The sequence below is a fragment of the Saccharomonospora saliphila YIM 90502 genome, assembly GCF_000383795.1.
GTDB lineage: Bacteria > Actinomycetota > Actinomycetes > Mycobacteriales > Pseudonocardiaceae > Saccharomonospora > Saccharomonospora saliphila.
This window is the reverse complement of sequence record NZ_KB912600.1, coordinates 61,544-83,412: the sequence shown is the minus strand read 5'-3', so window position 1 is coordinate 83,412 and position 21,869 is coordinate 61,544. Positions and strand designations below refer to the sequence as shown.

Here is a 21,869-nt window from a genome sequence, read left to right as displayed (position 1 = left end):
AGACGGCGGCCTCCTCGGCGGTCTCGCCGATGCCGTCGGGGCCGTGGAAGAGGCGCTGGCCCCAGCCGGTGAGCCGCGCGGGGTCGAAGTCGTGGACGAGGTCGAGGTAGTCGACGCCCCCGCTGTTGCCGCTCCACGACCAGCCGAGGTAGCCGACCCCCAGTTCCCCTCGTCGTCGCCAGGATCGCGTCCTCGTCCGGGTCACCGTCGGAGTGCCGGTGCCCGAACTCCCCACCATGATCGGCAGACCGGCTCGGGTGAACGCGGTCAGGTAGTCCCGCACCCTCCACGCGGTGTCGTACACGCCGTACATGTGCACCGAGAACACCGTGTCGCGCGCGGGGTCGCTCGCGAACACCTCGGCGGCGTTGTCCCGCATGCCAAGAAGCTCACCGTCACCCGGGTCGCGGCACTCCGCGGGCGTGAACTCGGCGGGAACGCGGTCGCGGCGTTCCAGCGCGCGACGAAGGCCGACGGCGCCGACAAGTCGGGCCTGACCTCGCTGACCTACGCGGTGATGCTGAACTACGCCAGTGACGCCGCGATGGCGGTGGCACTGGCCAACACCTTGTTCTTCGCCGCCAGCAGCGGCGAGAGCCGGGGCAAGGTGGCGCTCGTACCTGCTCATCACGACTCGCCCCGTTGGCCGCCGAGTTCAGCTTCTCCATCGACTCGCGGATCTTGGCCGTGTCGGTGCCCTTGAGCGCCTCGTTGGCCTCGTCGATCGCGGTCTTGACCTTGCCCTTGAGCTCGTCGTCCAGCTTGTCCTCGTTGTCCGAGACGAACTTCTCGGTCTGGTAGACCAGCGTCTCGGCCTGGTTGCGGGTCTCGGCCTCCTCGCGGCGCTGCTTGTCCTCCTCGGCGTGCGCCTCGGCGTCCTTGACCATGCGGTCGATGTCCTCCTGCGGCAGCGCCGAGCCGCCGGTGATGGTCATCGACTGCTCCTTGTTGGTGCCGAGGTCCTTCGCCGTCACGTGGACGATGCCGTTGGCGTCGATGTCGAAGGTGACCTCGATCTGCGGCACGCCGCGGGGGGCGGGCGGGATGCCGGTCAGCTCGAACATGCCGAGCTTCTTGTTGTGCGCGGCGATCTCGCGCTCACCCTGGAACACCTGGATCTGCACCGACGGCTGGTTGTCGTCGGCGGTGGAGAAGATCTCGCTCCGCTTGGTCGGGATCGTGGTGTTGCGCTCGATGAGCTTGGTGAACACGCCGCCCTTGGTCTCGATGCCCAGCGACAGCGGGGTCACGTCCAGCAGCAGGACGTCCTTGACCTCGCCCTTGAGCACACCGGCCTGCAGCCCGGCGCCGACCGCGACGACCTCGTCCGGGTTGACGCCCTTGTTCGGCTCCTTGCCGCCGGTCAGCTCCTTGACCAGGTCGGCGACGGCGGGCATGCGGGTGGAGCCGCCGACGAGCACCACGTGGTCGATGTCGCCGACCGAGATGCCCGCGTCCCGCACCACGTTGTGGAACGGCGACTTGGTGCGCTCCAGCAGGTCGGAGGTGATCCGCTGGAACTCGGCCCGCGACAGGTTCTCGTCGAGGAACAGCGGGTTCTTGTCCGCGTCCACCGTGATGTAGGGCAGGTTGATGTTCGCGCTGCTCGAACTGGACAGCTCGATCTTGGCCTTCTCGGCGGCCTCCTTGATGCGCTGGAGCGCCATCCGGTCCTTGGTCAGGTCGATGCCGTGCGAGGCCTTGAACTTGTCCACCAGCCAGTCGACGATGCGCTCGTCCCAGTCGTCGCCACCGAGGTGGTTGTCACCGCTGGTCGCGCGGACCTCGACCACGCCCTCGCCGATCTCGAGCAGCGAGACGTCGAACGTGCCGCCGCCGAGGTCGAAGACCAGGATGGTCTGTTCCTTCTCGCCCTTGTCCAGGCCGTAGGCCAGCGCGGCCGCCGTCGGCTCGTTGACGATGCGCAGCACGTTGAGCCCGGCGATCTGGCCCGCCTCCTTGGTGGCCTGGCGCTGGGCGTCCTCGAAGTAGGCCGGGACGGTGATGACCGCGTCGGTGACGTCGTCACCGAGGTAGGCCTCCGCGTCGCGCTTGAGCTTCATCAGCACGCGCGCGCTGATCTCCTGGGCCGTGTAGGCCTTGTCGTCGATCTCGGTCTTCCAGTCGGTGCCCATGTGCCGCTTGACCGACCGGATGGTGCGGTCGACGTTGGTGACCGCCTGGTTCTTCGCGGGCTGACCCGTGAGCACCTCGCCGTTCTTGGCGAAGGCGACCACGGACGGGGTGGTCCGCGACCCCTCCGAGTTGGCGATGACCGTCGGCTCGCCGCCTTCAAGAACGGAGACGACCGAGTTGGTCGTGCCGAGGTCGATGCCGACCGTTCGCGCCATCGTGTCTTTCCCTCCTGCTCACCGGCCGCCTCCTATGCCGGCGGCCGGGTCGTGTGTCGTCTTCTGTGGTCTTGTCGTCCGCTCGGTGTGGCGTGACGTCCGCGCGTTCCCGCGCGCCGGCACCGGGACACCGGGTGGCCGGCCGCGTGCGCGGCGCCCGGCCGAGCCGCGGGTGCCGTCCTTACCTTGAGCCGGACTCACTCAAGTTGTATCCGGTTCGGCGAGGTGTCGTCAAACCGGAGTTGAGTGGTCGCCACTCAAGGTTTCTGCCTCTGCCAACGTCCGACCGTCGCGTGTTGTTCCCGCGTCACCCACGTTCCCGCCGTCCGGTCCCGCCACTCCCACGGACGAGGGCGTGGCACCGCACGGGCGCCTCGCCCCTCCGGGCGCTCCGGCGCGTGCATCACTAGCCTGGCTCCCGGCGAGAGGACGCACGGCGAGCGTGCGGACACGACGCGAACCGGAGGTTGGTATGACACGAGCCCAGAACCCGTACGACTCCCTGCCGCACGTGCCCTCGTTCACGCTGCGCAGCGACGACGTCGCCGAGGGCAGGACGCTGCCGGTGCCACAGCGCAGCGGCATCATGGGCGCGGGCGGCGAGGACCGTTCGCCGCACCTGGCCTGGGACGGGTTCCCCGCGGAGACGAAGAGCTTCGCCGTGACCTGCTTCGACCCGGACGCCCCGACCGGCAGCGGATTCTGGCACTGGGCGGTGTTCGGCATCCCGGCCTCGGTCACGGAGCTGGCCTCCGGCGCGGGAGACGAGCAGGGCTCCGGCCTCCCCGACGGCGCGACGACGCTGAAGGGTGACGCGGGCGTGCGGCAGTACCTCGGCGCGGCCCCGCCCCCGGGGCACGGCGAGCACCGCTACATCTTCGCGGTGCACGCGCTCGACGTCGCCGCGCTGGAGATCGGGCGGGACGCCACGCCCGCCTTCCTCGGCTTCAACCTGTTCGGCCACACCCTCGCCCGCGCCACCCTCACGCCGGTGTACGAGATCGAGGGCTGAGCACCGAACGCGGGCCCGGCCGCGCCACGCCGGTCCGTCAGCGGCCCCGTCACGGGGGCACGGGCCGTGGCATGCTGACCGGATGCGCATCGGTCCGCTGGGTCGCCTCCTGTTGACGCTCGGTATCGCCGGTGCCGTCACGGCACTGTCCGGCTGTGGCGCCGAGGACGGGGCCACCGGCCCGGGCGCGCCGGAGAGCCTCGGCATCGCCACGACGTCGACGGCGCCGCCTCCCGACGACGGTGGGACGGCAACGCACGGCGGCACCGGCCCCGACGGCCCGCCGCGGCACGCGGACAATCGCGGCTGGCGGCAACGCGCGGAACTCTCGTCGGCGGACCGGGCCCGCGCCGAGGACGCGACCGAGCGCATCCTGGACGTGCTCGCGCCGCTGCGGCAGGAGGGTGCGTTCGCGCCGGATGCGGTGGCCTCGGCGATCGAGTCGGCGGGGTTTCCCGGTGACGCGATCACCACGGCCCCCGTGCGCCGTGCCCGGGGAACCTCGTTCGGCGTGCACGTCGGTGACGCGGGGTGCGTGGTGGGCACGGTGCGGCCCGACCGCCTGAGCGCCGAGCCGAAGGGTGCCGCCGCGGAGTTCGGCTGTCTCGAACCGTTCTCGCACTGAACGGTGAGCGGTACCAAAGCGCCCCGTTCGGTATCACCCGGCGCTGGCCGGGCGCGTGGCCGGTTCGTATGCTCGGGCCAGCCGGATCGCCCCACGTCGTGGTGCGGGGCGAACGACACGGGCCCGGGCGCCGCGCGGGCCGCGAGGACGTCGACCGGCAGGGCGGGAGGTGTGCGATGAGCGTCGATGGCCCACAGGAGCGTGGACTGGTCGGATCGGCCCGGCGCGCGTTGCGGGTGCTGGAGATCGTGGCCTCGGAAGGCGACGGCGTCACCGCCAAGGCCGTGGCCCGCCGGGCGGGGTTCACCCTGTCGACGACCTACCACCTGCTCAACACACTGGTGCACGACGGCTACCTGGTCCGGCTCGGACACGGGCGCGGGTTCGGCCTCGGCTACAAGCTCGGCCCCCTCTACGAGCGGCTCTGCTCCGAGCTCGACGTCGATCAGGTCGTGCGCGACGAGCTCAACGCGCTGCACCGCAAGGCCGGGGCGGCGGCCTACTACACCGTGCTGCGGGACAACGACGTCGTGGTGGCGGCCGTCGCCGATTCGCCACGGCATCCGCGCGCGCGGCCGATCGACTTCGGCTTCCACGAGGCCGCCCACGCCACCGCGTTCGGCAAGGTGCTGCTGGCCTCGCTGCCGCCCCGGCGGCGCCGGGAATACCTCGCCGGCGCGGGGATGCCCCGGCTGACCGAGCGCACGACCGTCCGGATGGGCGAGCTCGACCGCGAACTCGACCAGGTACGGCGGTCCGGATACGCACAGGACGTCGAGGAGTTCCAGCCCGAGCTCGCGTGCGTGTCGGCTCCCGTGCGCGGCGTGGAGGACCGCGTCACCGCCGCGATCGCCTTCTCCATGCCCGCGACGGCGTTCCTCGCGCGCCGCCACGACCTGCACCGCCACGCCCGCGAGGCCGCCACCCGCCTGTCGGTCCTGCTACCGCAGACCTCGTGAGCCGGACCGGCGAGGCGCGCGTTACCTCGGCTTGAGCAGGTAGTCCACGACGGGGCGCAGCTCCTCCGGCGTCGGCGGCTCGTCGTCGATCAGGCCCTGGATGAGCAGACCGTCGATCCCGGCGAGAAACGCGCGGAACGCCACCTCGTCGTCGTGGCGCACCATCGAGGTGAGCACGTCGAGCCAGCGTCGCGCGGCGGGACGCAGCTCCGGCCGCCGCGAGGCCAGCAGGTACAGCTCGTACTCGGCCATGGTGCGGCCCCGCCGGGGGCCGATCGCCTCCGCGAGCAGGGTGGCGACCTCCTCGGCGCCCCGGCTGCCGCGCGAGCGCGCGCGGTCGATCATCCAGTAGACCTCGGTGGCCATGTCCCGCGCGCACGAGAGCAGGGTGGCGATGAGCAGGTCGTCGAGGCTGGCGAAGTGATACGTCGTCGAGGTGGTGGGAATCCCGGCCTCCGCGGCGACACTGCGGTGCGTGACGCCCGCGACGCCGTCGCGCTCGATGACGCGGAGCGTGGCGTCGATGATCTCGCTCCGGCGCTTCTCGCCCTTGGCCTTGCGCCCGTCCGCCCGGCGCCTCACCGCGCACCACCCAGTTCGAGCAGCACCACCCCACCGATGACCAGCACGAGCCCGGCGACCATCAACGGAGTCATGCGCTCATCGAGGAACAGCGCACCGACCAGCGCGACCAGCGCCACGCCCGCGGCGGCCCAGATCGCGTAGGCGACGCCGACCGCCATCCCGGCGCTGAGCACGCGGGCCAGCAGGACGAACGCGAGGGCGTAGGCGACGATCACCACCACGGACGGCCAGAGTCTGCTGAACCCGTCGGAGAGCTTCAAGGACACGGTGCCGGTCACCTCGGCGGCGATCGCGGCGGCGAGCAGGACGTAGACACCCATGACTGCTAAAATACCTGAACGATCGTCCCACTAAAGTCGAGTCGTGCACCACATCCGTGGGACGTGCGGCCGGCCGATGGGTTACTGATCAGTAGAAGCCACTACTCTCAGCCGAACCCACCACGAAGTCCCCGAACCGAAAGGCCCCGATCATGGGTGCACCGCAGCTCGCGATGGGCGCGATCGGCGTCGCCGTCAGCCTCGTCGCCTGGTTCGTGTTCGTCTCCGGCGTCCTGCGCCAGTTCCGCATCATCCGGCTCGGCCAGCCGGATGGCACGCGGAACGGTCCGTTCGTGCCTCGGATGCGCACCCTGATCACGGAGTTCGTCGCGCACACCAGGATGAACAAGTTCCGCAACGTCGGCCCGTGGCACTGGCTGGTGATGTGGGGCTTCCTGCTCGGCTCTCTCGCGCTGTTCGAGGCCTACGGCGAGATCTTCGTTCCGGAGTTCGCGTGGCCGATCATCGGGCACTGGGCGCCGTGGCAGCTCCTGCTCGAACTGCTCGGCCTCGGCACCGTGCTCGGCGGAGTCGCGCTGGCGGTCATCCGCCAGCGCAACCACCCGCGCCGCGCCGCGTTGCAGTCCCGGTTCGCGGGATCGAACTTCGCGGCGGCCTACTTCGTCGAGGCCGTGGTCGTCATCGAGGGTCTTGGCATCCTCGGCGTAAAGGCGTTCAAGATCTCCAGCGGCATCGAGGACCCCGCGCTGTGGACGAGTTTCGTCACCCAGCCGCTGGCGGCGCTGCTGCCCACCAGCGCCGTCGCCGTGTCCGTGATGGCGTTGATCAAGCTGCTGTCCGGCATGGTGTGGCTGGCCGTGGTCGGCCGGAACCTGACGTGGGGTGTGGCCTGGCACCGGTTCAGCGCCTTCGTCAACATCTACTTCAAGCGCGAGGACGACGGCGGGGTCGCGCTGGGTGCGCTCAAGCCGATGATGAGCGGCGGCAAGCCGATCGACTTCGAGGAGGCCGACCCGGAGACCGACGTCTTCGGCGCCGGACAGGTCGAGGACTTCTCCTGGAAGGGCTGGCTGGACTTCTCCACCTGCACCGAGTGCGGCCGGTGCCAGTCGCAGTGCCCGGCGTGGAACACCGGCAAGCCGCTCTCCCCGAAGCTGTTGATCACCCAGCTCCGCGACCACGCCTACGCCAAGGCGCCGTACCTGATGGCGGGCGGCAAGAAGGACATGACCGGCGAGGAGATCGGCCTCACCGGCGACAACCCGCACGCCGGGATCGACGTGCTCGCCCTGGCCGAGTCCGAGCGCCCGCTGGTGGGCACCGGGGACGACGGTGGTGTGATCGACCCGGACATGCTGTGGTCGTGCACCTCCTGCGGCGCCTGCGTCGAACAGTGCCCGGTGGACATCGAGCACGTCGACCACATCGTCGACATGCGCCGCTACCAGGTGATGATCGAGTCGAACTTCCCGACCGAGCTGAACGGGATGTTCAAGAACCTGGAGAACAAGGGCAACCCCTGGGGTCAGAACGCCAAGGACAGGCTGGCCTGGGCCGAGGACCTCGACTTCGAGGTGCCCGTGTTCGACGGCGAGCTGGGCGATGCCGAGTACCTGTTCTGGGTCGGCTGCGCGGGCGCGTTCGAGGACCGCGCCAAGAAGACCACCCGCGCCGTCGCGGAGCTGCTCCACCACGCGGATGTGAAGTACACCGTGCTCGGGCCGGAGGAGACCTGCACCGGCGACCCGGCACGCCGGGCGGGCAACGAGTTCGTGTTCCAGATGCTGGCCCAGCAGAACGTCGAGGTGCTCAACTCGGTGTTCGAGGGCGTCGAGCAAAGCAAGCGAAAGATCGTCGTGACCTGCGCGCACTGCTTCAACACACTGGCCAACGAGTACCCGGAGCTGGGCGGCACCTACGAGGTCGTCCACCACACGCAGCTACTCAACCGCCTGGTGCGTGAGAAGCGGCTCACCCCGGTGGCGCCGATCGCGGAGGACGTCACCTACCACGACCCGTGCTACCTCGGCAGGCACAACAAGGTCTACGAGGCCCCGCGTGAGCTGGTCGGCGCTTCCGGTGCCGCCATGCGTGAGATGCCCCGGCACGGCGACCGCTCGATGTGCTGCGGTGCGGGCGGTGCGCGCATGTGGATGGAGGAGCGCATCGGCAAGCGGATCAACGTCGAGCGCGTCGACGAGGCCCTGGGCACGGCGCCGTCGAAGATCGCTACCGGCTGCCCGTTCTGCCGGGTTATGCTCACCGACGGCGTGACCTCGCGTCAGAGCGACGGAGCCGCGAGCGAGGACGTCGAGGTCGTCGACGTCGCGCAGCTGCTGCTCTCGGCCGTCCGGCGCGGACAGGAACCGGTCGGGGCGGGTGCGCCCGCCGGGTCCGCCGAGATCGGCGGGGAGGCCGAGGCCAGCGGCAGGGCGGACGTGCCCACCGACCAGGTCGCGACGGGCACACCGCAACCGGACGAGGACAAGAAGTAACACAGCGTGACGTCGGGGGTCGTGAACGGGCGACTGATTCTTGAATACTTCCAAAGTTCGGTCACGACCCCCACGAAGCGGTGACTCCCGGTAGCATAACCCTCTCGCAGTCCACGATCGCCCTGAGGCGAGAGCACGATGCGAGGCGGGCACCGCATGAGTACCTCGGACGACGACCTCGGCCGTCGCGACGAGCGCACCGGCGCTCGGTTCCGTGACGTCCCGGGCGCGCTCCCGAAGCCGGAGCGGATCGTCATGTCACCGCACACGCCCCCCGGCGACGCCGATGACGGCGACGACGGGGGCGACGACGGAGAGCGGCACCGGCTCAGGGCGCGACCGTACGTGCTCACCAAGGGCCGCACCCGCGCACGGGACGACCTCGCCATCGAGACGCTCGTCTCGACCGAGCCGACGGCGCCGTGGCACCGCAACCTCGGCTCGGAGTATCAGGCCGTGCGCAGGCTCTGTACCCAGCCGAAGTCGGTGGCCGAGGTCGCCGCCAATCTGGCCGTCCCGCTCGGGGTGGCGCGCGTGCTGATCAGCGACCTCGCCGACACGGGCTTCGTGCGGGTGCACACCGTGCGGCCCAGCGCGAGCGGCCGCCCGGACGCCGATCTGATGCACCGCGTGCTGGCCGGTCTCCAGCGGCTCTAGCCGAAACCGCCCGGGGGCGAGCACACAACACCGCCACCGCTCCACCCGGCACACCCCGCCTCTTGCCTGAAGTAATGAATCAGTGCTTCACTTCTTCTCGTGGTCTACCGCCGCACACCCGCCGTGCAGGCACGGCTCGACGCCCAGCGCAGCGCGATCCTCGACGCCGCCGTCGCACTGCTCGCCGAGCACGGTTACGCGGGGTGTGCGATGACAGCCGTCGCGGCGCGGGCGAAAGTGGCGACCGGAACCCTCTACCGGCACTTCCCCGGCAAGGCAGAGCTCGTCGCCGAAGTGTTCGACACCGTCGTCGGCCGCGAGGTCGAGGCCGTGCGCGACGCCGCCGCGGTGCCCAGCGACGCCGGACAGCAGGTGGTCGCGGTGGTGCGCACCTTCGCCACCCGCGCGCTCAAGCAGCCCCGGCTCGCCTACGCCCTGCTGGCCGAACCCGTCGACGCGCCGGTGGAACGACGGCGCCTGGTGTTCCGCCGCGCCTTCCGGGACGTGATCGCCGACCGGGTTCGCGGTGGCGTGCGCGAGGGCACGGTGCCACCACAGGACGCCGACACCACGGCCGCCGCCGTCGTCGGCGCGGCGGCCGAGGTCCTCATCGGCCCGCTCACCCGGGGCGAGGCCGACGCCGTCGACGAGTTGTCCGCCTTCACCCTGCGTGCGTTAGGAGCCCGCCATGCCGTCGACCCATGACGTGGTCAACCAGGTCCCCGCGCTCGTCGGTCACGACGTCGCCGACGACCCCGCCCTGCTCGACGCGCTCCGCGCGCAGGACGCGAGCTGGGCCGAGCCGGAGGTGCGGGAACTCGGCAGGCTCGCGGGCGGCGAACGCGCGCAGGAGTGGGGCAGGCTCGTCAACGAGAACCCGCCCACCCTGCGCACCCACGACCGGGTGGGCCACCGGATCGACGAGGTCGAGTTCCACCCGCACTGGCACGACCTGATGTCGGTCGCCGTCTCCCACGGGCTGCACGCCGCGCCCTGGCGCGACGACCGGCCCGGCGCGCACGTTGCCCGCAGCGCGAAGTTCTACGTGTGGAGCCAGGTGGAGGCGGGCCACACCTGCCCGATCTCGATGACCTACTCGGCGGTGCCCGCGCTACGCTCCAACGCCGACCTGGCCGCCGCGTTCGAGCCGCTGCTTGCCGCCACCGAGTACGACTACGGCCTGCGCGCACCGAGCGGGAAGCGCGGCCTGATCGCGGGCATGTCGATGACCGAGAAGCAGGGCGGCTCGGACGTGCGGGCCAACACCACCCGGGCCGAGCCGTGCTCGGACGGCAGTTACGCGCTCACCGGGCACAAGTGGTTCACCTCGGCGCCGATGTCGGACGTGTTCCTCACCCTGGCGCAGGCCCCGGGCGGGCTGTCGTGCTTCCTGCTGCCCCGGGTGCTGCCCGACGGCACGCGCAACCGCATTCACCTGCAACGCCTCAAGGACAAGCTCGGCAACCGCTCGAACGCCTCCGCCGAGATCGAGTACGACGGCGCCATCGGCTGGCTCGTGGGCGAACAGGGACGCGGCGTGCGCACCATCATCGAGATGGTGAACAACACGCGGCTCGACTGCGTCACCGGCTCGGCCGCCGGGATGCGATACGGCACGGTGCGGGCCGCGCACCACGCGCGGCACCGCACGGCCTTCGGCGCACCACTGGTCCGGCAGCCGCTCATGGCGAACGTGCTCGCCGATCTCGCGGTCGAGGCCGAGGCCGCCACCATGGTCGCGCTGCGGCTGGCCGGGGCGGGCGAACGGGCGCTCGCCGGCGACGAGCAGGAGGCGGCGCTGCGGCGGCTGGGGCTCGCGGTGTCGAAGTACTGGGTCTGCAAACGGGCACCGGCACACGCGGCCGAGGCTCTCGAATGCCTCGGCGGCAACGGCTACGTCGAGGAGTCGGGTATGCCCCGGCTGTTCCGCGAGTCACCGCTGTCGTCGATCTGGGAGGGCTCAGGCAATGTCGCCGCGCTCGACACGCTGCGGGCCATGACCCGCGAGCCCGGGTCGGTGGAGGCGTTCTTCGCCGAGGTCGACCAGGCGGCGGGAGCCGACGCCCGGCTGGACGCCGCCGTCGCCGACGTGCGCGCCGAACTCGGCGACCGCGACGCGGCCGAGTTCCGCGCCCGCCGCGTCGTCGAACGCCTCGCGCTGGTGCTCCAGGGTTCGCTGCTGGTGCGGCACGGCGACAAGGCCGTCGCCGACGCGTTCTGCGCCTCCCGCCTCGGCGGCGACTGGGGCGTCGCCTTCGGCACGCTGCCCGGCACGGTGGACACGGCCACGATCCTGTCCCGCACCGAGACCGACCTCCAGCGGTGAGGGCACGGGCTCAGTAGCCGAAGGTCTGCGTCCAGTACCAGCCGGAGGTGTTGACGCCGACCCCGATGGTGGTGATCTCGCAGTTGAGAATGTTGCGGCGGTGCCCGTCGGAGTCCATCCAGGCGTTCATCACCGCCTCCGCGCTGGACATCCCCATCGCGATGTTCTCGGCCGCGGGGCGCGGATATCCCGCGTTTTCGATCCGCTCGTCGAACGTCGTGCCCTCGGGGGAGGTGTGATCGAGGTAGTCCCGCTCGGCCATGTCGTCGCTGTGCCGCTGGGCGGCCGTGGCGAGCCTGTCGTCGGCGCGCACGGGTGCGCATCCGGACCGGGCACGCCGGTCGTTGACCAGCTCGACGACCTCGCCCCGCTCCGAGGAGTTGGCCGCGCCCGGCGTGTCGGGCTCCGGTGTGGCGCCGTCCGGGGGCGTGTGCTCGGGTTCGGGCGCCTCGGACGTCGTGGGCGTGTTCGGGTCCGGGGACTGTGCCGCCGGGGTCTCCGACGACGTCTCGTCCGGGTCGTGCCCGGTGGACGACGCGGTGGTGCTCGCGGTCGAGGTGGTGGTGTCGGCGTCGGACGGCGGCTCGGGGTCCTCCGTCGTCGTGGTGGTCGTGGCCGGGTCCGCACCTCCGCCGCCGGGCGTCTCCGCACCGGGTGCGGGAGGCCGGGACAGGGCGACCTCCGCCTGCTCCGAGGGCTGTCGCCAGATCAGGTGACCACCGGCGGCCGATACCACGCCCACGAGCACACTCATCATCACAAGCAGTGACTTGATTCGCGAGCTCGGGGTAGACACAGCCGGGCAAGTTACCACCGACGCGTGAGTTATCAAAACGTGATGTTTTCGTCAGTTCGACGTGGGAACGCCGGGCTCCGACGAACGAGCCGCCATCCGTGGCGGGATCAGCGCCGGGTGTCCACGCGGTCGAAGTTGCGGTAGGCGCGGCTCGGGGTGGGGCCGCGCTGGCCCTGGTAGCGCGAGCCCGCCTCGGCCGTTCCGTAGGGGTGCTCCGCGGCGCTGGTGAGCTGGAACAGGCAGAGCTGCCCGATCTTCATCCCCGGCCACAGGGTGATCGGCAGGTTCGCGACGTTCGACAGCTCCAGCGTGATGTGCCCGGTGAAACCGGGGTCGATGAAGCCCGCGGTCGAGTGCGTCAGCAAGCCGAGACGCCCGAGCGACGACTTGCCCTCAAGCCTGCCGGCCAGGTCGTCGGGCAGGGAGAACACCTCGAACGTGGAGGCGAGCACGAACTCGCCCGGATGCAGCACGAACGGGTCCTCGGCGTCGGCATCCTTCTCCACCAACGAGGTGAGTTCGTCCTGACGCAACTGCGGGTCGATGTGGGTGTACTTGCTGTTGTCGAACACGCGGAAGAAACGGTCGAGGCGCACGTCCAGGCTGGACGGCTGCACCATCCCCGCATCGAACGGGTCGACCTCAAGCCGCCCGGATTCGAGCGCCTTGCGCAGGTCACGGTCACTCAACAGCACGCCGACCACCCTATCCGGGGCTCCGCCGCGGCTTCCGTCCCCCGTACGCGGGCTCACCGGGACGCCTGCGCGGCATCCCGCCGAGCGGTGGCGGAGCCGGGCTTGGACGACAGACGAGCGGATCGCGGCACGGCGCGCGTGACCCGCCCGCGTCACGCGGCGCGGTTCTCCGGCGTGCGCAGGTGCCGGGCGTAGGAGCGGTCGGGCGGGACGAGCGCGCCCAGCATCTCGGCGTAACGCCGTCGTGCGAGCGCGCCGAGGTGTTCCTGCACCGCGGTCGCTCCGGGCAGCCGCCGACGCACCGTCTCGGCGGCGAAGTTGGTCGCGGCACCCGCCAGAACGGCGGCGCGGGCGATCGGGTCGTCAGGAAGACCGAGGTAGTCCGCGTTGCCCCGGCCGAGCACCAGCCTGCTGATCGCGGTGTGGACGCGCACCGAGAGCTGGGCGGCGACGGAACCGAGCGGGCCCCGTCCCCTGCCGACCTCCGCGTGCGAGCGGACCAGCGCGGCGGCAAGGCGCTTCGAGTCCTCATCCGGGATGAACTCGGTGACCGCGATGAGCCAGAGCAGCCGCCAGGCGTCGTCCTCGGTGGCGGGCAGCAGGGCCTCGTCGACGCCCATCAGCCAGCCGACGTAGCGCCACAGGTGCAGGATGTCGGCGCGTTCGGCGTCGCTGTAGCGGACGCCGAGCAGGCGCATGCCCACCAGGTAGACGAGTGAGAACAGCAGCAGCGTGCCCACCGTCTGCACCTGGTTGATCGGCCGGTCCCAGGCCGCGTAGTCCCAGTCCGGCCTGCGGTTCATGGCGGCGCGCACGTGGGCGTGCACCAGACGCACCCGCAGCGCGGAGGCGTACCCGCGGCCGCCGTCCCGGAGCGCCCCTGGTGTGGTGACGTCGAGCCACCACTGCGTCGTCTCGATCAGCCTGCGGCTCGCCGCGTACTCGATAGCACCCGTGCCGACCAGCGGCTTCGTGGCGCGCGAGGCAAGGTAGCCGCCCATCAACGCCATGTCACCGAGCGGGAAGAGGCTGAGCACGCCCGTCCGCACGATCGCGCGTGCGCCGCGGTCGATGCGGTCGTGGTCCACCCAGTACGGGGTGCGCCGCACCGAACGGAAGAAGGAGACCAGCTGCGGCGGCGGGTCGTCGAGGCTGTCGACACCGTGGGCGAGCGCGTGCTCGAACAGCGCCCGGCCCTCGCCGGGGGGTCGCTCGCGGAACAGCGCCACGACGGCGTCGGCCTCCGGGTCCTCGGCCTGGGCGAACTCGCGGAGGCGGCGTAGCTGCGGCTCCGTGCACCGGATGTCGCCGGGCGCGAAGAGCAGGGTGGCCAGGCGCAGCCCGCCTTGGCGGAGCAACTCCGGTTCCGGCAGCCGTTCGTCGGACCCGATGTGAGCCATGCACACCACCCACCTGCGGGGAACCACTCGATGACAACAAGTGTTGTCACTTCGAGCCCACACGGTCAAGCGACGCCGACAGGGACTCGGGCGAAAACCACGCCAGCGGGCCGACGCGGGCGTGGGTCGGGGCGGGGAGGTGCCGACCCTGCCACCGCGCCGCCGAGGCGTGGGCGAGGGGCGTCGGCCCCGCTTGCCGACGGACGATCACGGCGTTGTATGATGGGTCGCGCCGTGCGGATGTAGTTCAATGGTAGAACATCAGCTTCCCAAGCTGAGAACGCGGGTTCGATTCCCGTCATCCGCTCCACCAAGAAACCCCCAGGTCACAGGCTCGCCAGAGCCGACCTGGGGGTTTCGTCGTTCGCGACCAGCCGCGGGCGTGCCATTGGTGTGTCCCCGCGTCTCGGAGGTCGCGGATGTGCGGCCCCTCGGCCTCCGCGTCATCCACCTCGCCCGCTGTTCGGGTACCGACCACCGGGTAGAACTCGGGCCGACGCTCACACCCCCGCATACTTTCTGTCATGCCGCGACGATCACCCGAACCCGCCGCGCTCCGGGCGGCAGCCGACCATGCCGGCCCCCACGCCAAGGTTGAGCACGCGCGCCCCCTCGCCGGAGGCTCGCACGCACGCACATGGCTGCTCCGCACGGCGAACCCGGCACTGGAGGTCGTGCTGCGTGAGTTCCCGGCAGGGGACCCCGCCGGTCCGAACGAGGCGCGCGTCCTCACCACCCTGGACGGCCTCGGGAGCCTCGCACCCCGACTGATAGCGAGCGCGGCCGACGATGACGGGTCGTGGGTGCTCATCTCCCGTCTACCAGGGCACGCCGACATTCAGCCGACCGATCCACACCGGTTCGCGACCGAGTTGGGCAAGGCGCTGGCCCGTGTGCACCGGACGCCGCTGTCGTTGTCCTCCGGTTGGGACAGCGTGCACGAAAGGCGCGGAGGTGCCCCCGGCCGACTCTCCGGCCCCGCGGCTGAGTTCGTTATCGGGGCGTGGGACGAAATTCTGGCCACGCCGCCGGTACTGACCCACTACGACTTCCAGTCCGGCAACGTCCTCTGGCAAGGCGGCACGCTGTCAGGAGTCGTCGACTGGGAGGGCGCGGTGCTCGGTCCGCCCGGTTACGACGTCGGATGGGCCCGGTTCGATCTGTTCCTGCTCTACGACGAACGGCTCGCCGATGTGTTCCTCGATGCCTACAACGCCACCGCGAAGGCCCCGCTCGACGACCCGGGCCTGTGGGATCTCTGGACGATCGCCCGGTCACATATCGGCGTCGAGGACTGGGCGCCGAACTACTACGAACTTGGCCGCCCCGATCTGACCGCCGCAGAACTCCGGCGCAGGCACACCGCGTGGACGGACGCGGCACTAGCCAGGTATCGCTCACTGCTGTGAGGTGTAGGGCCGGCTGTACCTTTCGGCGCGTCGGCCGACCACCACAACGCTTCTCCGTCGGTCCCGAAGGAGCCGACTCACTACTCCGGGCCGTACGGAACGTGAAAGACCGTCTCAGCGGTTCAGCCCGCTCGACACAAGCGCTCTCGCAGAAGCTGCAACAATGAGCTCACCATTCTCGCTCCCGAGCAGGAGGAGCTTCCTACACTCGCATGGCGGTCGACTCGTTGCAGCCGTCATGCGGATCGCCGAGGAACTCGGTCTGGAACGCGTCACAGTGCACTCCAGCAACAGAGCGATCCCAGCGTATGAGCGTTACGGATTCGGTGCTTCGCCCCGACTACTCCAAGCCGAAGTCTCAACCTCTGCCCGCCGAAGCGGCGATTGACCACAGGAAAGTGGCAACAAACATCGCCCCGGCCGACCGTCCGACGCCGTGGGAGTTAATACGACTCTCTGCCCGCATCTACGCCGCTGGGCGCGTACCGCCCTGGCGCGGTCGCTTGGCCCTACTGCGACACGACCATCGGCCCTGGTCAGCGCACGCGCACGGTCCAACGCTGAAACTGACCGAAACCCGGCGCGGTGCCGGGCGCTCACCCTATCGTGCCGGGGCCCAACCGGATCCGGAGAGAAGATGAGTCGAGATGACCGAGCAGCGCCACGGTCACGCAAAACGGCGGAAACACCGTAAGTGGCCGTGGATTCTCGGAGTTCTCCTGCTCCTCGGCGTGATCGTCGCCGTGACCACCAACTTAGCCAACGAGCCGACGGCGAATCCGCCCGCCCCCGAACAGGTCGCTGAGCCGGAGGCCGCGGCCATCGGCCAGCCGGTGCGGGACGGCAACTTCGAGTTCACCATCACCGGCGTCGAGCGGCAACCGTCCGTGGGCGACCCGAGTTTCCCGCAATATCCTCAAGGGGAATATGTCGTCATCCCCGTCCGCGTGGTGAACGTGGGTACCGACCCACGCTCGCTCACCGACACCGACCAGTACCTCTACGACACGAGCGCACGGCAATACTCGGCTGATTCCGCCGCGGGCGTGATGATTCCGGGCAACGAGGTGCTGTACACGCCGATCAATCCGGGCAACAACGTGGAGGGCGAGCTTGTGTTCGATGTCCCGCCCGGCACCGAATTGGACCACATCGAACTCCATGACTCCTTCCTGAGCGAGGGAGCCACCGTCACGCTGCGGTGACCCCGAGCGCGGACCACGCCGATCGCGCCGGGGCGCCTCCGGGCGATTCCGTTACGTCCGGAAGACGCTCGACGGCGCGATCGGCCTGCCGGACGCACCGGGTACCGGCACGGCGTTGGTGAGCCGGCTCCAGCGGACCCCCCAGCCTTCGGGTCCACGTCGGCTTCCCTTGCTCGGCGTCGCGTGACTGGACGCAACACCAGGACACTTACCGTGCGCGTCGGCTAAGGTATGCGTCTAGCTACGCTCGCGAGAGAGTACGAAGGAAGCCATGGCAGACGGATTCTTCGACGAGAGTAAGACCCTCGATGAGGGAGCAGCTCGTTCGGAGCCGGACCCGCTCGACACCGCTACCTCGCTCTTCGGCAGCGGATTCAATACCGAATCAGTTGCCCGGATGAACGCCCAGGGCGAAGCCATGCTCGAATCCGCCAAGAATGGTGGTTTCCGAATTTCGGAGCGAGGCGCTGAAGGTCTGTTGAACACAGTACGCGGCATGAAGGACGATATCGACGGGCTGCGTTATACGTTCGACCGCCTCGCGCAGAACCCAAAGCTGGGCTGCAGCCCGTACGCCCGCCAAGTCGCAGCGCACGACCGCAAATCCGCGGACGGGGGCACAGGCGTCGTCGACGTCATGCAGGCTTTCCGTCACACTTTGGACCTCCTCGAAGAGGCATTGCTCCGAGCGTCCAGCCAATACCGTGAAAGCGAAGAGGACGCACGGGCTGTCTGGAAGGGCGAATAGAAATAAGGAGCAACAACCTGTGAAGAATCGAGTGGCGTGGCTGGGTCTTGCCACTTTGCTGGTGGCCTCGGCCTGCACGTCCGAGCAGATCGGTACGGCCGAGCGCCAGGGCAGTACAGACGTGACCACGGAGCCGAGCATGCCACCGAGCGGAAGGCCCTCCAGCACTCCTTCCAAAGACGGCAGCGCGTCTCCGCTCAGCGCTGTAGACCCATGCACGCTGCTGACCCAAAGCGACCTTGACAAGATCGGCGACTTCAAAGAGCGCGAACGCAAGAATCTGAGCTCCACTCGAGGATGCCTATGGTACCCGGACCGCGTCGAGACCCCACCTGACGAGCAGGTGACTCTCTCTACGACGATCGCCGAAAACTACGGCGTCGATGACGCCGAGGATGCGGGCTTCGGCATTGACACCACCGAAGTCGACGGCCGGGAGATCGCTCGAATACCGACCGACGGCGGATGCATCATAGCGATCGGCGTCACCGAAGACTCCCGGGTCGATGTCCAGACCAATGGTGCACTGAGCCAGCAGAAATCCTGCGAGCTCGCCGACGAGGCGGCCGTTCTGGTCGAACCGAAGCTTCCGCGTGGCTGACCTGCCGTTGCCACGCGTGTCGCCGCTCTACCCCGTCAAGGTTTTTCGGGGGACCGCGTCCGGTGAGCACAGCGCTGGAGGGCCACCTCGCGGATTCGGGAAGTGGCCCTCCAGCATGACCGGACATCGCCGGCACCGGCATCCGGCCGGCGAATGTCCATCCGTAGGACACACCCCCTCCAGGCCACATCACCGTCACACCACTGCCACGTGACCTTCGTCCACCAGGCCGATGGCCTGCCCCGCCGAACATGGGCCGACTCACTGATCGCATCCCGACCGCTCCGGGTCGGTACGGCATATGCCCCATTCGAGCCATGGACTCGAGTCGATATTTCACGGGGAGACTCGAATGGCACACGAACCGCGCTCACCGTGACGTGAACATCGCGGCACTGAGCTACCGCGCGGCGCGAACCAGCACGACCCCGAAGAGAGCGAAGGTACTCGCCCATACCATTCGTGGACGTCGCGACAGCTGAGACGCTCCCACTTCCCCGTGGTCTTCCGCTGACGGGTCGACAGACGGCCGCCCCACGACGAAACTATTCGGAGACGGCGCGACTCGGAGAAGGGATGCGGCAGGTCGCCCGGACCACGTTTCGGGCGACCCGGGGGTCGAACTTCCTCAGCCCGCCGGGTTGAGCGCACCCTGCGTGATCGCGGGAATGGCGCCCGACCATGCGGAACTCACGAGGCCTGCCGCGCCCGCACCCAGGTGAGCACCGGATTCGTTCCACGCGTTGACGTAGTCGGCGCCGGTCGGGTGCGACGGCACCTCGGGCGCGTTCACCGGGTCCGCCGAAGCGATTCCCGCGCTGACCCCCATAACGCCGAAAACGATCGCCGTAGCAGCCGTGGTGCGAGCCAAACCCTTACGCATTTCGCGAACTCCTCTCACGTTGGTGTGCGACATCGCCGTCGATAACCGTTGGTGTAACGCTGCTGCAGCTGAGCGCGATAACGATCATAGGACATTCCTCCAACGAACTGAAGTGAACTACTTCCTTCGATATGTAAGGCGAAACGAGAGTCGAAAAACAACACGAACCGTGTTTGTCTTCGACCACTTTCAGGTGAGGAAGTCTTCCCTCGACAGGGTGTATGGCCGAGGAAATATGATCTTCGGTGACGCGGCACCCGCTTCACCGTCCGGTCGTCGACGGGCGGGGTGCGGCGGCGACAGAGGCCTCCTCGGCCAGCGAGTGCTCGGGGACCTGCTCGGACCGGGGCGGGGCGTCAGTCCGGGTGCTCGACGGGTGTCACGTGCGAGAGGACGCAGACCCACCCCTGCTCCCCGCGCCGGAAAACGTCGGTCGTCCACTCGTCGGCGTGGAACTCCCGGCCCCGGTAATGGGCCGTGTTCGTCACACGGGCGGTCACGACGGCCAGGTCACCGTAGACACGGACCCGCTCGCTTCCCTCGATCGTCCGCATCGCGCTGTGCGTCAGCTCCCGTGCGGCCACGAGCGACAGGAACTCCTCGCGCGTGCCGACACCGGTCTGATCGACGCGCACCCAGTCGTGAGACACGAACCGGCTGAGCGCCCCCGCGTCGTTGGCGACCATCGCACGCTGCCACGCGCGAGCGGTCTCCCACAGTTCCCGCTCGTCCTCGCCCGGCACCACTCACCTCCCAGGCCCGAAGCACGGCACTCGGCGAACGGGCCGGTCACGGCAGGGCGCTCACCCGCGCCCGGCACGCAGCCGAGCCGGGGCCTTGATCCGCCAGGCCCCCTCGACCAGCTCGGCCAGTTCAGCCGGGTCCACGACGTCGAGATCGACCAGGATCGCCCCGTAGCCGTCGTAGTGCGGCGTGGTGTGGAAGGTGGGAACGCCCGAGGACAACAACGCGGCCTTCTCGTCCAGCTCGCACGGCACCATCAGCCAGCCCTCCGCCTCGGTGCGCAGTCGCGCGAAGCCCTTCCCCGCCACCCTCAACGCCGGTGTGCGGTACCAGGTCGACTCCTCGACACCCGGCAGCGCCGATCCGAGTCTCACCACATCGGCCCAGGTCACCATGCCGCCTATTCTCCGCGCACTGTGCGAGGGCGGCTTGGAGAAATGGGAACTCGCGGCCTCACCCACCCGGACCGGGTGTGCGGGCGAGCAGGTACGCCTGCGCCGTGTCCTCGGCGTACGGGCCTTCCTCGTCCGCCTCCCTGCGCGTGCACGCCCGCACCGCGAACCCGGCCCCCCTCAGCAGCTCCGCGACCCGATCCGGCCTTCGCCGGTGGAAGTCGAGTGACACCGGATGTCCGCCCGCCTCGGTGCGGTGCCGCACACCGTCGCCGATCTGGAAGGCGAGTAGCAGATAGCCACCCGGGACGAGTGCGCGGTGGAAACCGGCGAACACCTCCGGCAACCGCTCGTCGGGCACGTGGATGATCGAGTACCAGGCCACGATCCCGCCGAGCGAGCCGTCCGCCGCGTCGAGCGCGGTCATCGAACCCTCGCGGAAACGCAGGTGCGGGTAGCGCCGCCGTGCCGCCGCCACCATCCGTGCCGACAGGTCGACGCCCGACACGGAGACACCCAGGCGGTGCAGGAAGTCGCTCACCCGTCCCGGACCGCAGCCGACGTCGAGGACCGGGCCCGCACCGGCGGCGCGGACCACTTCCGCGAACTCGCTCAGCAGTGCCCGGTCGAGAGGCTTGCGTGCCAGCTCGTCCCGGACCCAGGCGGTGTAGTCGTCGGCGAGGACGTCGTAGGACTCACGAGCGCGGGAGAGGTACTCCGGTTCGGCCACCCCCGTACCGTACGACGCCGGCGACCGGCACCGGGCCGCCCTCGGCGCCGCGCTCTGCCTTCGGCGCTCCGCTCGGCGAGCGACAATCGTGGACATGGCCGGTGCGCGACTCGTCGGCTCGACCCGGTTGCCCGACGGAACCCGGGTACGCGGGCGCGGGCTCGGCAGGTCCTCGCCGCGCGACATCCCCGACTTCGGGCTCTACCTGGGCGCAGCGCTCCTGCGCCGTCGGCACGACGCCGACCTCACCTGGCCGCACGAGTGGGTGCCGTGGCCCGATGGACTGCTGCCCCTGCACTGGCACGCCGCCGCCGAGAGCATCGTCGCGCTGCACGAACGGGCCCGCGCGGGTGAGCAGGTGGAAGTGGCCTGTCACGGGGGCCTCGGCCGTGCCGGGACGGCGATGGCGTGCCTCGCGGTCCTGTCCGGGCTCACTCCTGGTCAGGCGCTGCGCTGGACGCGCGCGCACTATCACCGGCGCGCGGCCACGGTGCCGTGGCAACGCGCGTGGGTCGTCTGGTTCGCGCACAGCACGCGGAGGCGTCGTGGCCGGTGTCGTGGCCGGTAGAGCGCGGCCGCGGGCCTCATTCCGGGGAACGGCGCTGCGGCCACGGAACCGGTCGCGACGCGGACCCGGCGGCGGCCCAGCCGCTCGTTCGCCCCTGCGGATCTCGGTCTCCGGGCATTCCCGGCGCCCCGGTCGGTGATGTCGATGCGCCACTGGCGGTCGGCGGTCAGCGAGCTGACCACAGAGACCGGCTCACTCGCGGGCGAGTACGCGGTGGCGTTCTCGAACAGCTCCGAGATCACATGAATCAGGTCCGGAGCCACGTCACCGGGCACCGACAGGTTCCGGGTCATCGCGACCTTGATCCGCTTGTAGTCCTCCACTTCGGACAAGGCCGCCCCGACGATCTCGTCGGCGCTCACGGAACCGGGCAGCGGCCGGGCGGATTCCTCCCCGGCGAGCACGAG

22 protein-coding genes, 1 tRNA gene and 4 pseudogenes are annotated in these 21,869 nt (G+C 69.8%); 15 read left to right on the top strand and 12 right to left on the bottom strand.

Going from position 1 to position 21,869, the window contains the following annotated elements; all coding sequences use genetic code 11:
• On the bottom strand, positions 1-379 hold a 379-nt coding region (locus tag SACSA_RS25540; protein WP_198008895.1), incomplete at its 3' end, for a cellulase family glycosylhydrolase.
• A 3-nt stretch (positions 380-382) separates the two neighbouring features.
• Here SACSA_RS25540 and SACSA_RS26535 point away from each other — a divergent pair.
• Positions 383-641 (top strand): annotated as a pseudogene (locus tag SACSA_RS26535) (MFS transporter); the annotation flags it as partial.
• Between the two features lie 3 nt (positions 642-644).
• Here the strand turns inward: SACSA_RS26535 and dnaK are convergent.
• A pseudogene (gene dnaK, locus SACSA_RS20925) lies at positions 645-2,351 on the bottom strand (molecular chaperone DnaK); the annotation flags it as partial.
• A gap of 472 nt (positions 2,352-2,823) precedes the next feature.
• Between dnaK and SACSA_RS0101020 the strand changes: the two are divergent.
• The 3 genes from SACSA_RS0101020 (at position 2,824) to SACSA_RS0101010 (ending at position 4,947) form a co-directional block, all read left to right on the top strand.
• Positions 2,824-3,363: a YbhB/YbcL family Raf kinase inhibitor-like protein gene (locus SACSA_RS0101020; RefSeq protein ID WP_019812794.1), complete on the top strand. Its 540-nt coding sequence runs from the start codon at positions 2,824-2,826 to the stop codon at positions 3,361-3,363.
• Positions 3,364-3,445: 82 nt separating this feature from the next.
• Positions 3,446-3,988 (top strand): hypothetical protein, encoded by a 543-nt coding sequence (locus SACSA_RS0101015; protein WP_019812793.1) that lies wholly within the window; start codon positions 3,446-3,448, stop codon positions 3,986-3,988.
• A gap of 176 nt (positions 3,989-4,164) precedes the next feature.
• Positions 4,165-4,947, top strand: a complete 783-nt coding sequence (locus SACSA_RS0101010) for an IclR family transcriptional regulator (RefSeq protein WP_019812792.1) — start codon at positions 4,165-4,167, stop codon at positions 4,945-4,947.
• Positions 4,948-4,968: 21 nt separating this feature from the next.
• Here the strand turns inward: SACSA_RS0101010 and SACSA_RS0101005 are convergent, their stop codons facing one another.
• Positions 4,969-5,529: a TetR/AcrR family transcriptional regulator gene (locus SACSA_RS0101005; RefSeq protein WP_019812791.1), complete on the bottom strand. Its 561-nt coding sequence runs from the start codon at positions 5,527-5,529 to the stop codon at positions 4,969-4,971.
• On the bottom strand, positions 5,526-5,852 hold the full coding sequence (locus SACSA_RS0101000) for a DMT family transporter (protein ID WP_019812789.1): 327 nt from the start codon (positions 5,850-5,852) through the stop codon (positions 5,526-5,528). Before SACSA_RS0101000 ends, SACSA_RS0101005 begins: the two co-directional genes overlap by 4 nt.
• 152 nt (positions 5,853-6,004) lie before the next feature.
• On the opposite strand from SACSA_RS0101000, the gene SACSA_RS0100995 reads away from it, so the two are divergent.
• From SACSA_RS0100995 to SACSA_RS0100980, 4 genes are all read left to right on the top strand, one after another.
• Positions 6,005-8,308 carry a (Fe-S)-binding protein gene (locus SACSA_RS0100995; protein WP_019812787.1) on the top strand — a complete coding sequence of 768 codons (2,304 nt, stop codon included), beginning with the start codon at positions 6,005-6,007 and terminating at the stop codon, positions 8,306-8,308.
• Between the two features lie 156 nt (positions 8,309-8,464).
• Positions 8,465-8,965, top strand: coding sequence for a DUF742 domain-containing protein (locus SACSA_RS0100990; RefSeq protein WP_019812785.1), 501 nt, complete (start codon positions 8,465-8,467; stop codon positions 8,963-8,965).
• Positions 8,966-9,064: 99 nt separating this feature from the next.
• Positions 9,065-9,670 carry a TetR/AcrR family transcriptional regulator gene (locus SACSA_RS0100985; protein WP_019812783.1) on the top strand — a complete coding sequence of 202 codons (606 nt, stop codon included), beginning with the start codon at positions 9,065-9,067 and terminating at the stop codon, positions 9,668-9,670.
• Entirely contained in the window at positions 9,654-11,291 is a 1,638-nt protein-coding gene (locus SACSA_RS0100980) for an acyl-CoA dehydrogenase family protein (RefSeq protein WP_019812781.1), read from the top strand. Before SACSA_RS0100985 ends, SACSA_RS0100980 begins: the two co-directional genes overlap by 17 nt.
• A gap of 10 nt (positions 11,292-11,301) precedes the next feature.
• On the opposite strand, the gene SACSA_RS0100975 is transcribed toward SACSA_RS0100980, so the two are convergent.
• From SACSA_RS0100975 to SACSA_RS0100965, 3 genes are all read right to left on the bottom strand, one after another.
• The gene (locus SACSA_RS0100975) at positions 11,302-12,048 is read right to left on the bottom strand and encodes a CAP domain-containing protein (protein WP_019812779.1); all 747 of its coding nucleotides are present in this window, start codon (positions 12,046-12,048) and stop codon (positions 11,302-11,304) included.
• 146 nt (positions 12,049-12,194) lie between these two features.
• Positions 12,195-12,782 (bottom strand): dCTP deaminase, encoded by a 588-nt coding sequence (gene dcd / locus SACSA_RS0100970; RefSeq protein ID WP_028661412.1) that lies wholly within the window; start codon positions 12,780-12,782, stop codon positions 12,195-12,197.
• 152 nt (positions 12,783-12,934) lie between these two features.
• Positions 12,935-14,173, bottom strand: a complete 1,239-nt coding sequence (locus tag SACSA_RS0100965) for an oxygenase MpaB family protein (RefSeq protein ID WP_028661411.1) — start codon at positions 14,171-14,173, stop codon at positions 12,935-12,937.
• 245 nt (positions 14,174-14,418) lie between these two features.
• Here SACSA_RS0100965 and SACSA_RS0100960 point away from each other — a divergent pair.
• The 6 genes and pseudogenes from SACSA_RS0100960 to SACSA_RS20920 all read left to right on the top strand — a co-directional run bounded on the left by SACSA_RS0100960 (position 14,419) and on the right by SACSA_RS20920 (position 18,145).
• Positions 14,419-14,492 (top strand) — tRNA-Gly (locus SACSA_RS0100960).
• A gap of 214 nt (positions 14,493-14,706) precedes the next feature.
• Positions 14,707-15,591, top strand: a complete 885-nt coding sequence (locus SACSA_RS0100955; RefSeq protein WP_019812773.1) for a phosphotransferase family protein — start codon at positions 14,707-14,709, stop codon at positions 15,589-15,591.
• 214 nt (positions 15,592-15,805) lie between these two features.
• Positions 15,806-15,979: pseudogene (locus SACSA_RS24240) on the top strand (GNAT family N-acetyltransferase); the annotation flags it as partial.
• Between the two features lie 259 nt (positions 15,980-16,238).
• A complete protein-coding gene (locus SACSA_RS0100945) occupies positions 16,239-16,796 on the top strand; it encodes a DUF4352 domain-containing protein (protein ID WP_019812772.1) in 558 nt (185 codons plus the stop codon).
• 271 nt (positions 16,797-17,067) lie between these two features.
• Complete coding sequence (locus tag SACSA_RS25535; RefSeq protein ID WP_019812770.1) at positions 17,068-17,544, top strand: hypothetical protein; 477 nt, start codon at positions 17,068-17,070, stop codon at positions 17,542-17,544.
• 19 nt (positions 17,545-17,563) lie between these two features.
• Positions 17,564-18,145 (top strand): DUF3558 domain-containing protein, encoded by a 582-nt coding sequence (locus tag SACSA_RS20920; RefSeq protein WP_198008894.1) that lies wholly within the window; start codon positions 17,564-17,566, stop codon positions 18,143-18,145.
• Between the two features lie 628 nt (positions 18,146-18,773).
• On the opposite strand, the gene SACSA_RS0100930 is transcribed toward SACSA_RS20920, so the two are convergent.
• The 4 genes from SACSA_RS0100930 to SACSA_RS0100915 all read right to left on the bottom strand — a co-directional run bounded on the left by SACSA_RS0100930 (position 18,774) and on the right by SACSA_RS0100915 (position 20,894).
• The gene (locus tag SACSA_RS0100930) at positions 18,774-19,061 is read right to left on the bottom strand and encodes a hypothetical protein (RefSeq protein ID WP_232212796.1); all 288 of its coding nucleotides are present in this window, start codon (positions 19,059-19,061) and stop codon (positions 18,774-18,776) included.
• 323 nt (positions 19,062-19,384) lie between these two features.
• The gene (locus tag SACSA_RS0100925; protein WP_019812764.1) at positions 19,385-19,771 is read right to left on the bottom strand and encodes a nuclear transport factor 2 family protein; all 387 of its coding nucleotides are present in this window, start codon (positions 19,769-19,771) and stop codon (positions 19,385-19,387) included.
• A 60-nt stretch (positions 19,772-19,831) separates the two neighbouring features.
• Complete coding sequence (locus SACSA_RS0100920) at positions 19,832-20,167, bottom strand: MmcQ/YjbR family DNA-binding protein (protein WP_019812762.1); 336 nt, start codon at positions 20,165-20,167, stop codon at positions 19,832-19,834.
• Positions 20,168-20,225: 58 nt separating this feature from the next.
• The gene (locus tag SACSA_RS0100915; RefSeq protein ID WP_019812760.1) at positions 20,226-20,894 is read right to left on the bottom strand and encodes a class I SAM-dependent methyltransferase; all 669 of its coding nucleotides are present in this window, start codon (positions 20,892-20,894) and stop codon (positions 20,226-20,228) included.
• A 94-nt stretch (positions 20,895-20,988) separates the two neighbouring features.
• Between SACSA_RS0100915 and SACSA_RS27125 the strand changes: the two genes are divergently transcribed.
• Positions 20,989-21,462: a protein-tyrosine phosphatase family protein gene (locus tag SACSA_RS27125; protein ID WP_083940109.1), complete on the top strand. Its 474-nt coding sequence runs from the start codon at positions 20,989-20,991 to the stop codon at positions 21,460-21,462.
• On the opposite strand, the pseudogene SACSA_RS26530 reads toward SACSA_RS27125, so the two are convergent.
• Positions 21,366-21,869 (bottom strand): annotated as a pseudogene (locus tag SACSA_RS26530) (hypothetical protein); the annotation flags it as partial. The gene SACSA_RS27125 and the pseudogene SACSA_RS26530 sit on opposite strands and share 97 nt — an antisense overlap.

Coding starts and splice junctions, on each gene's coding strand:
- SACSA_RS0100995 (WP_019812787.1), top strand. CDS start 6,005: ATGGGTGCACCGCAGCTCGCGATGGGCGCGATCGGCGTCGCCGTCAGC.
- SACSA_RS0100955 (WP_019812773.1), top strand. CDS start 14,707: ATGCCGCGACGATCACCCGAACCCGCCGCGCTCCGGGCGGCAGCCGAC.
- SACSA_RS25535 (WP_019812770.1), top strand. CDS start 17,068: ATGGCAGACGGATTCTTCGACGAGAGTAAGACCCTCGATGAGGGAGCA.
- SACSA_RS0100930 (WP_232212796.1), bottom strand. CDS start 19,061: ATGTCGCACACCAACGTGAGAGGAGTTCGCGAAATGCGTAAGGGTTTG.
- SACSA_RS0100945 (WP_019812772.1), top strand. CDS start 16,239: ATGACCGAGCAGCGCCACGGTCACGCAAAACGGCGGAAACACCGTAAG.
- SACSA_RS0101020 (WP_019812794.1), top strand. CDS start 2,824: ATGACACGAGCCCAGAACCCGTACGACTCCCTGCCGCACGTGCCCTCG.
- SACSA_RS0100975 (WP_019812779.1), bottom strand. CDS start 12,048: ATGATGAGTGTGCTCGTGGGCGTGGTATCGGCCGCCGGTGGTCACCTG.
- SACSA_RS0100980 (WP_019812781.1), top strand. CDS start 9,654: ATGCCGTCGACCCATGACGTGGTCAACCAGGTCCCCGCGCTCGTCGGT.
- SACSA_RS0100920 (WP_019812762.1), bottom strand. CDS start 20,167: ATGGTGACCTGGGCCGATGTGGTGAGACTCGGATCGGCGCTGCCGGGT.
- SACSA_RS0101000 (WP_019812789.1), bottom strand. CDS start 5,852: ATGGGTGTCTACGTCCTGCTCGCCGCCGCGATCGCCGCCGAGGTGACC.
- SACSA_RS0101015 (WP_019812793.1), top strand. CDS start 3,446: ATGCGCATCGGTCCGCTGGGTCGCCTCCTGTTGACGCTCGGTATCGCC.
- SACSA_RS0101010 (WP_019812792.1), top strand. CDS start 4,165: ATGAGCGTCGATGGCCCACAGGAGCGTGGACTGGTCGGATCGGCCCGG.
- SACSA_RS27125 (WP_083940109.1), top strand. CDS start 20,989: ATGGCCGGTGCGCGACTCGTCGGCTCGACCCGGTTGCCCGACGGAACC.
- SACSA_RS0100990 (WP_019812785.1), top strand. CDS start 8,465: ATGAGTACCTCGGACGACGACCTCGGCCGTCGCGACGAGCGCACCGGC.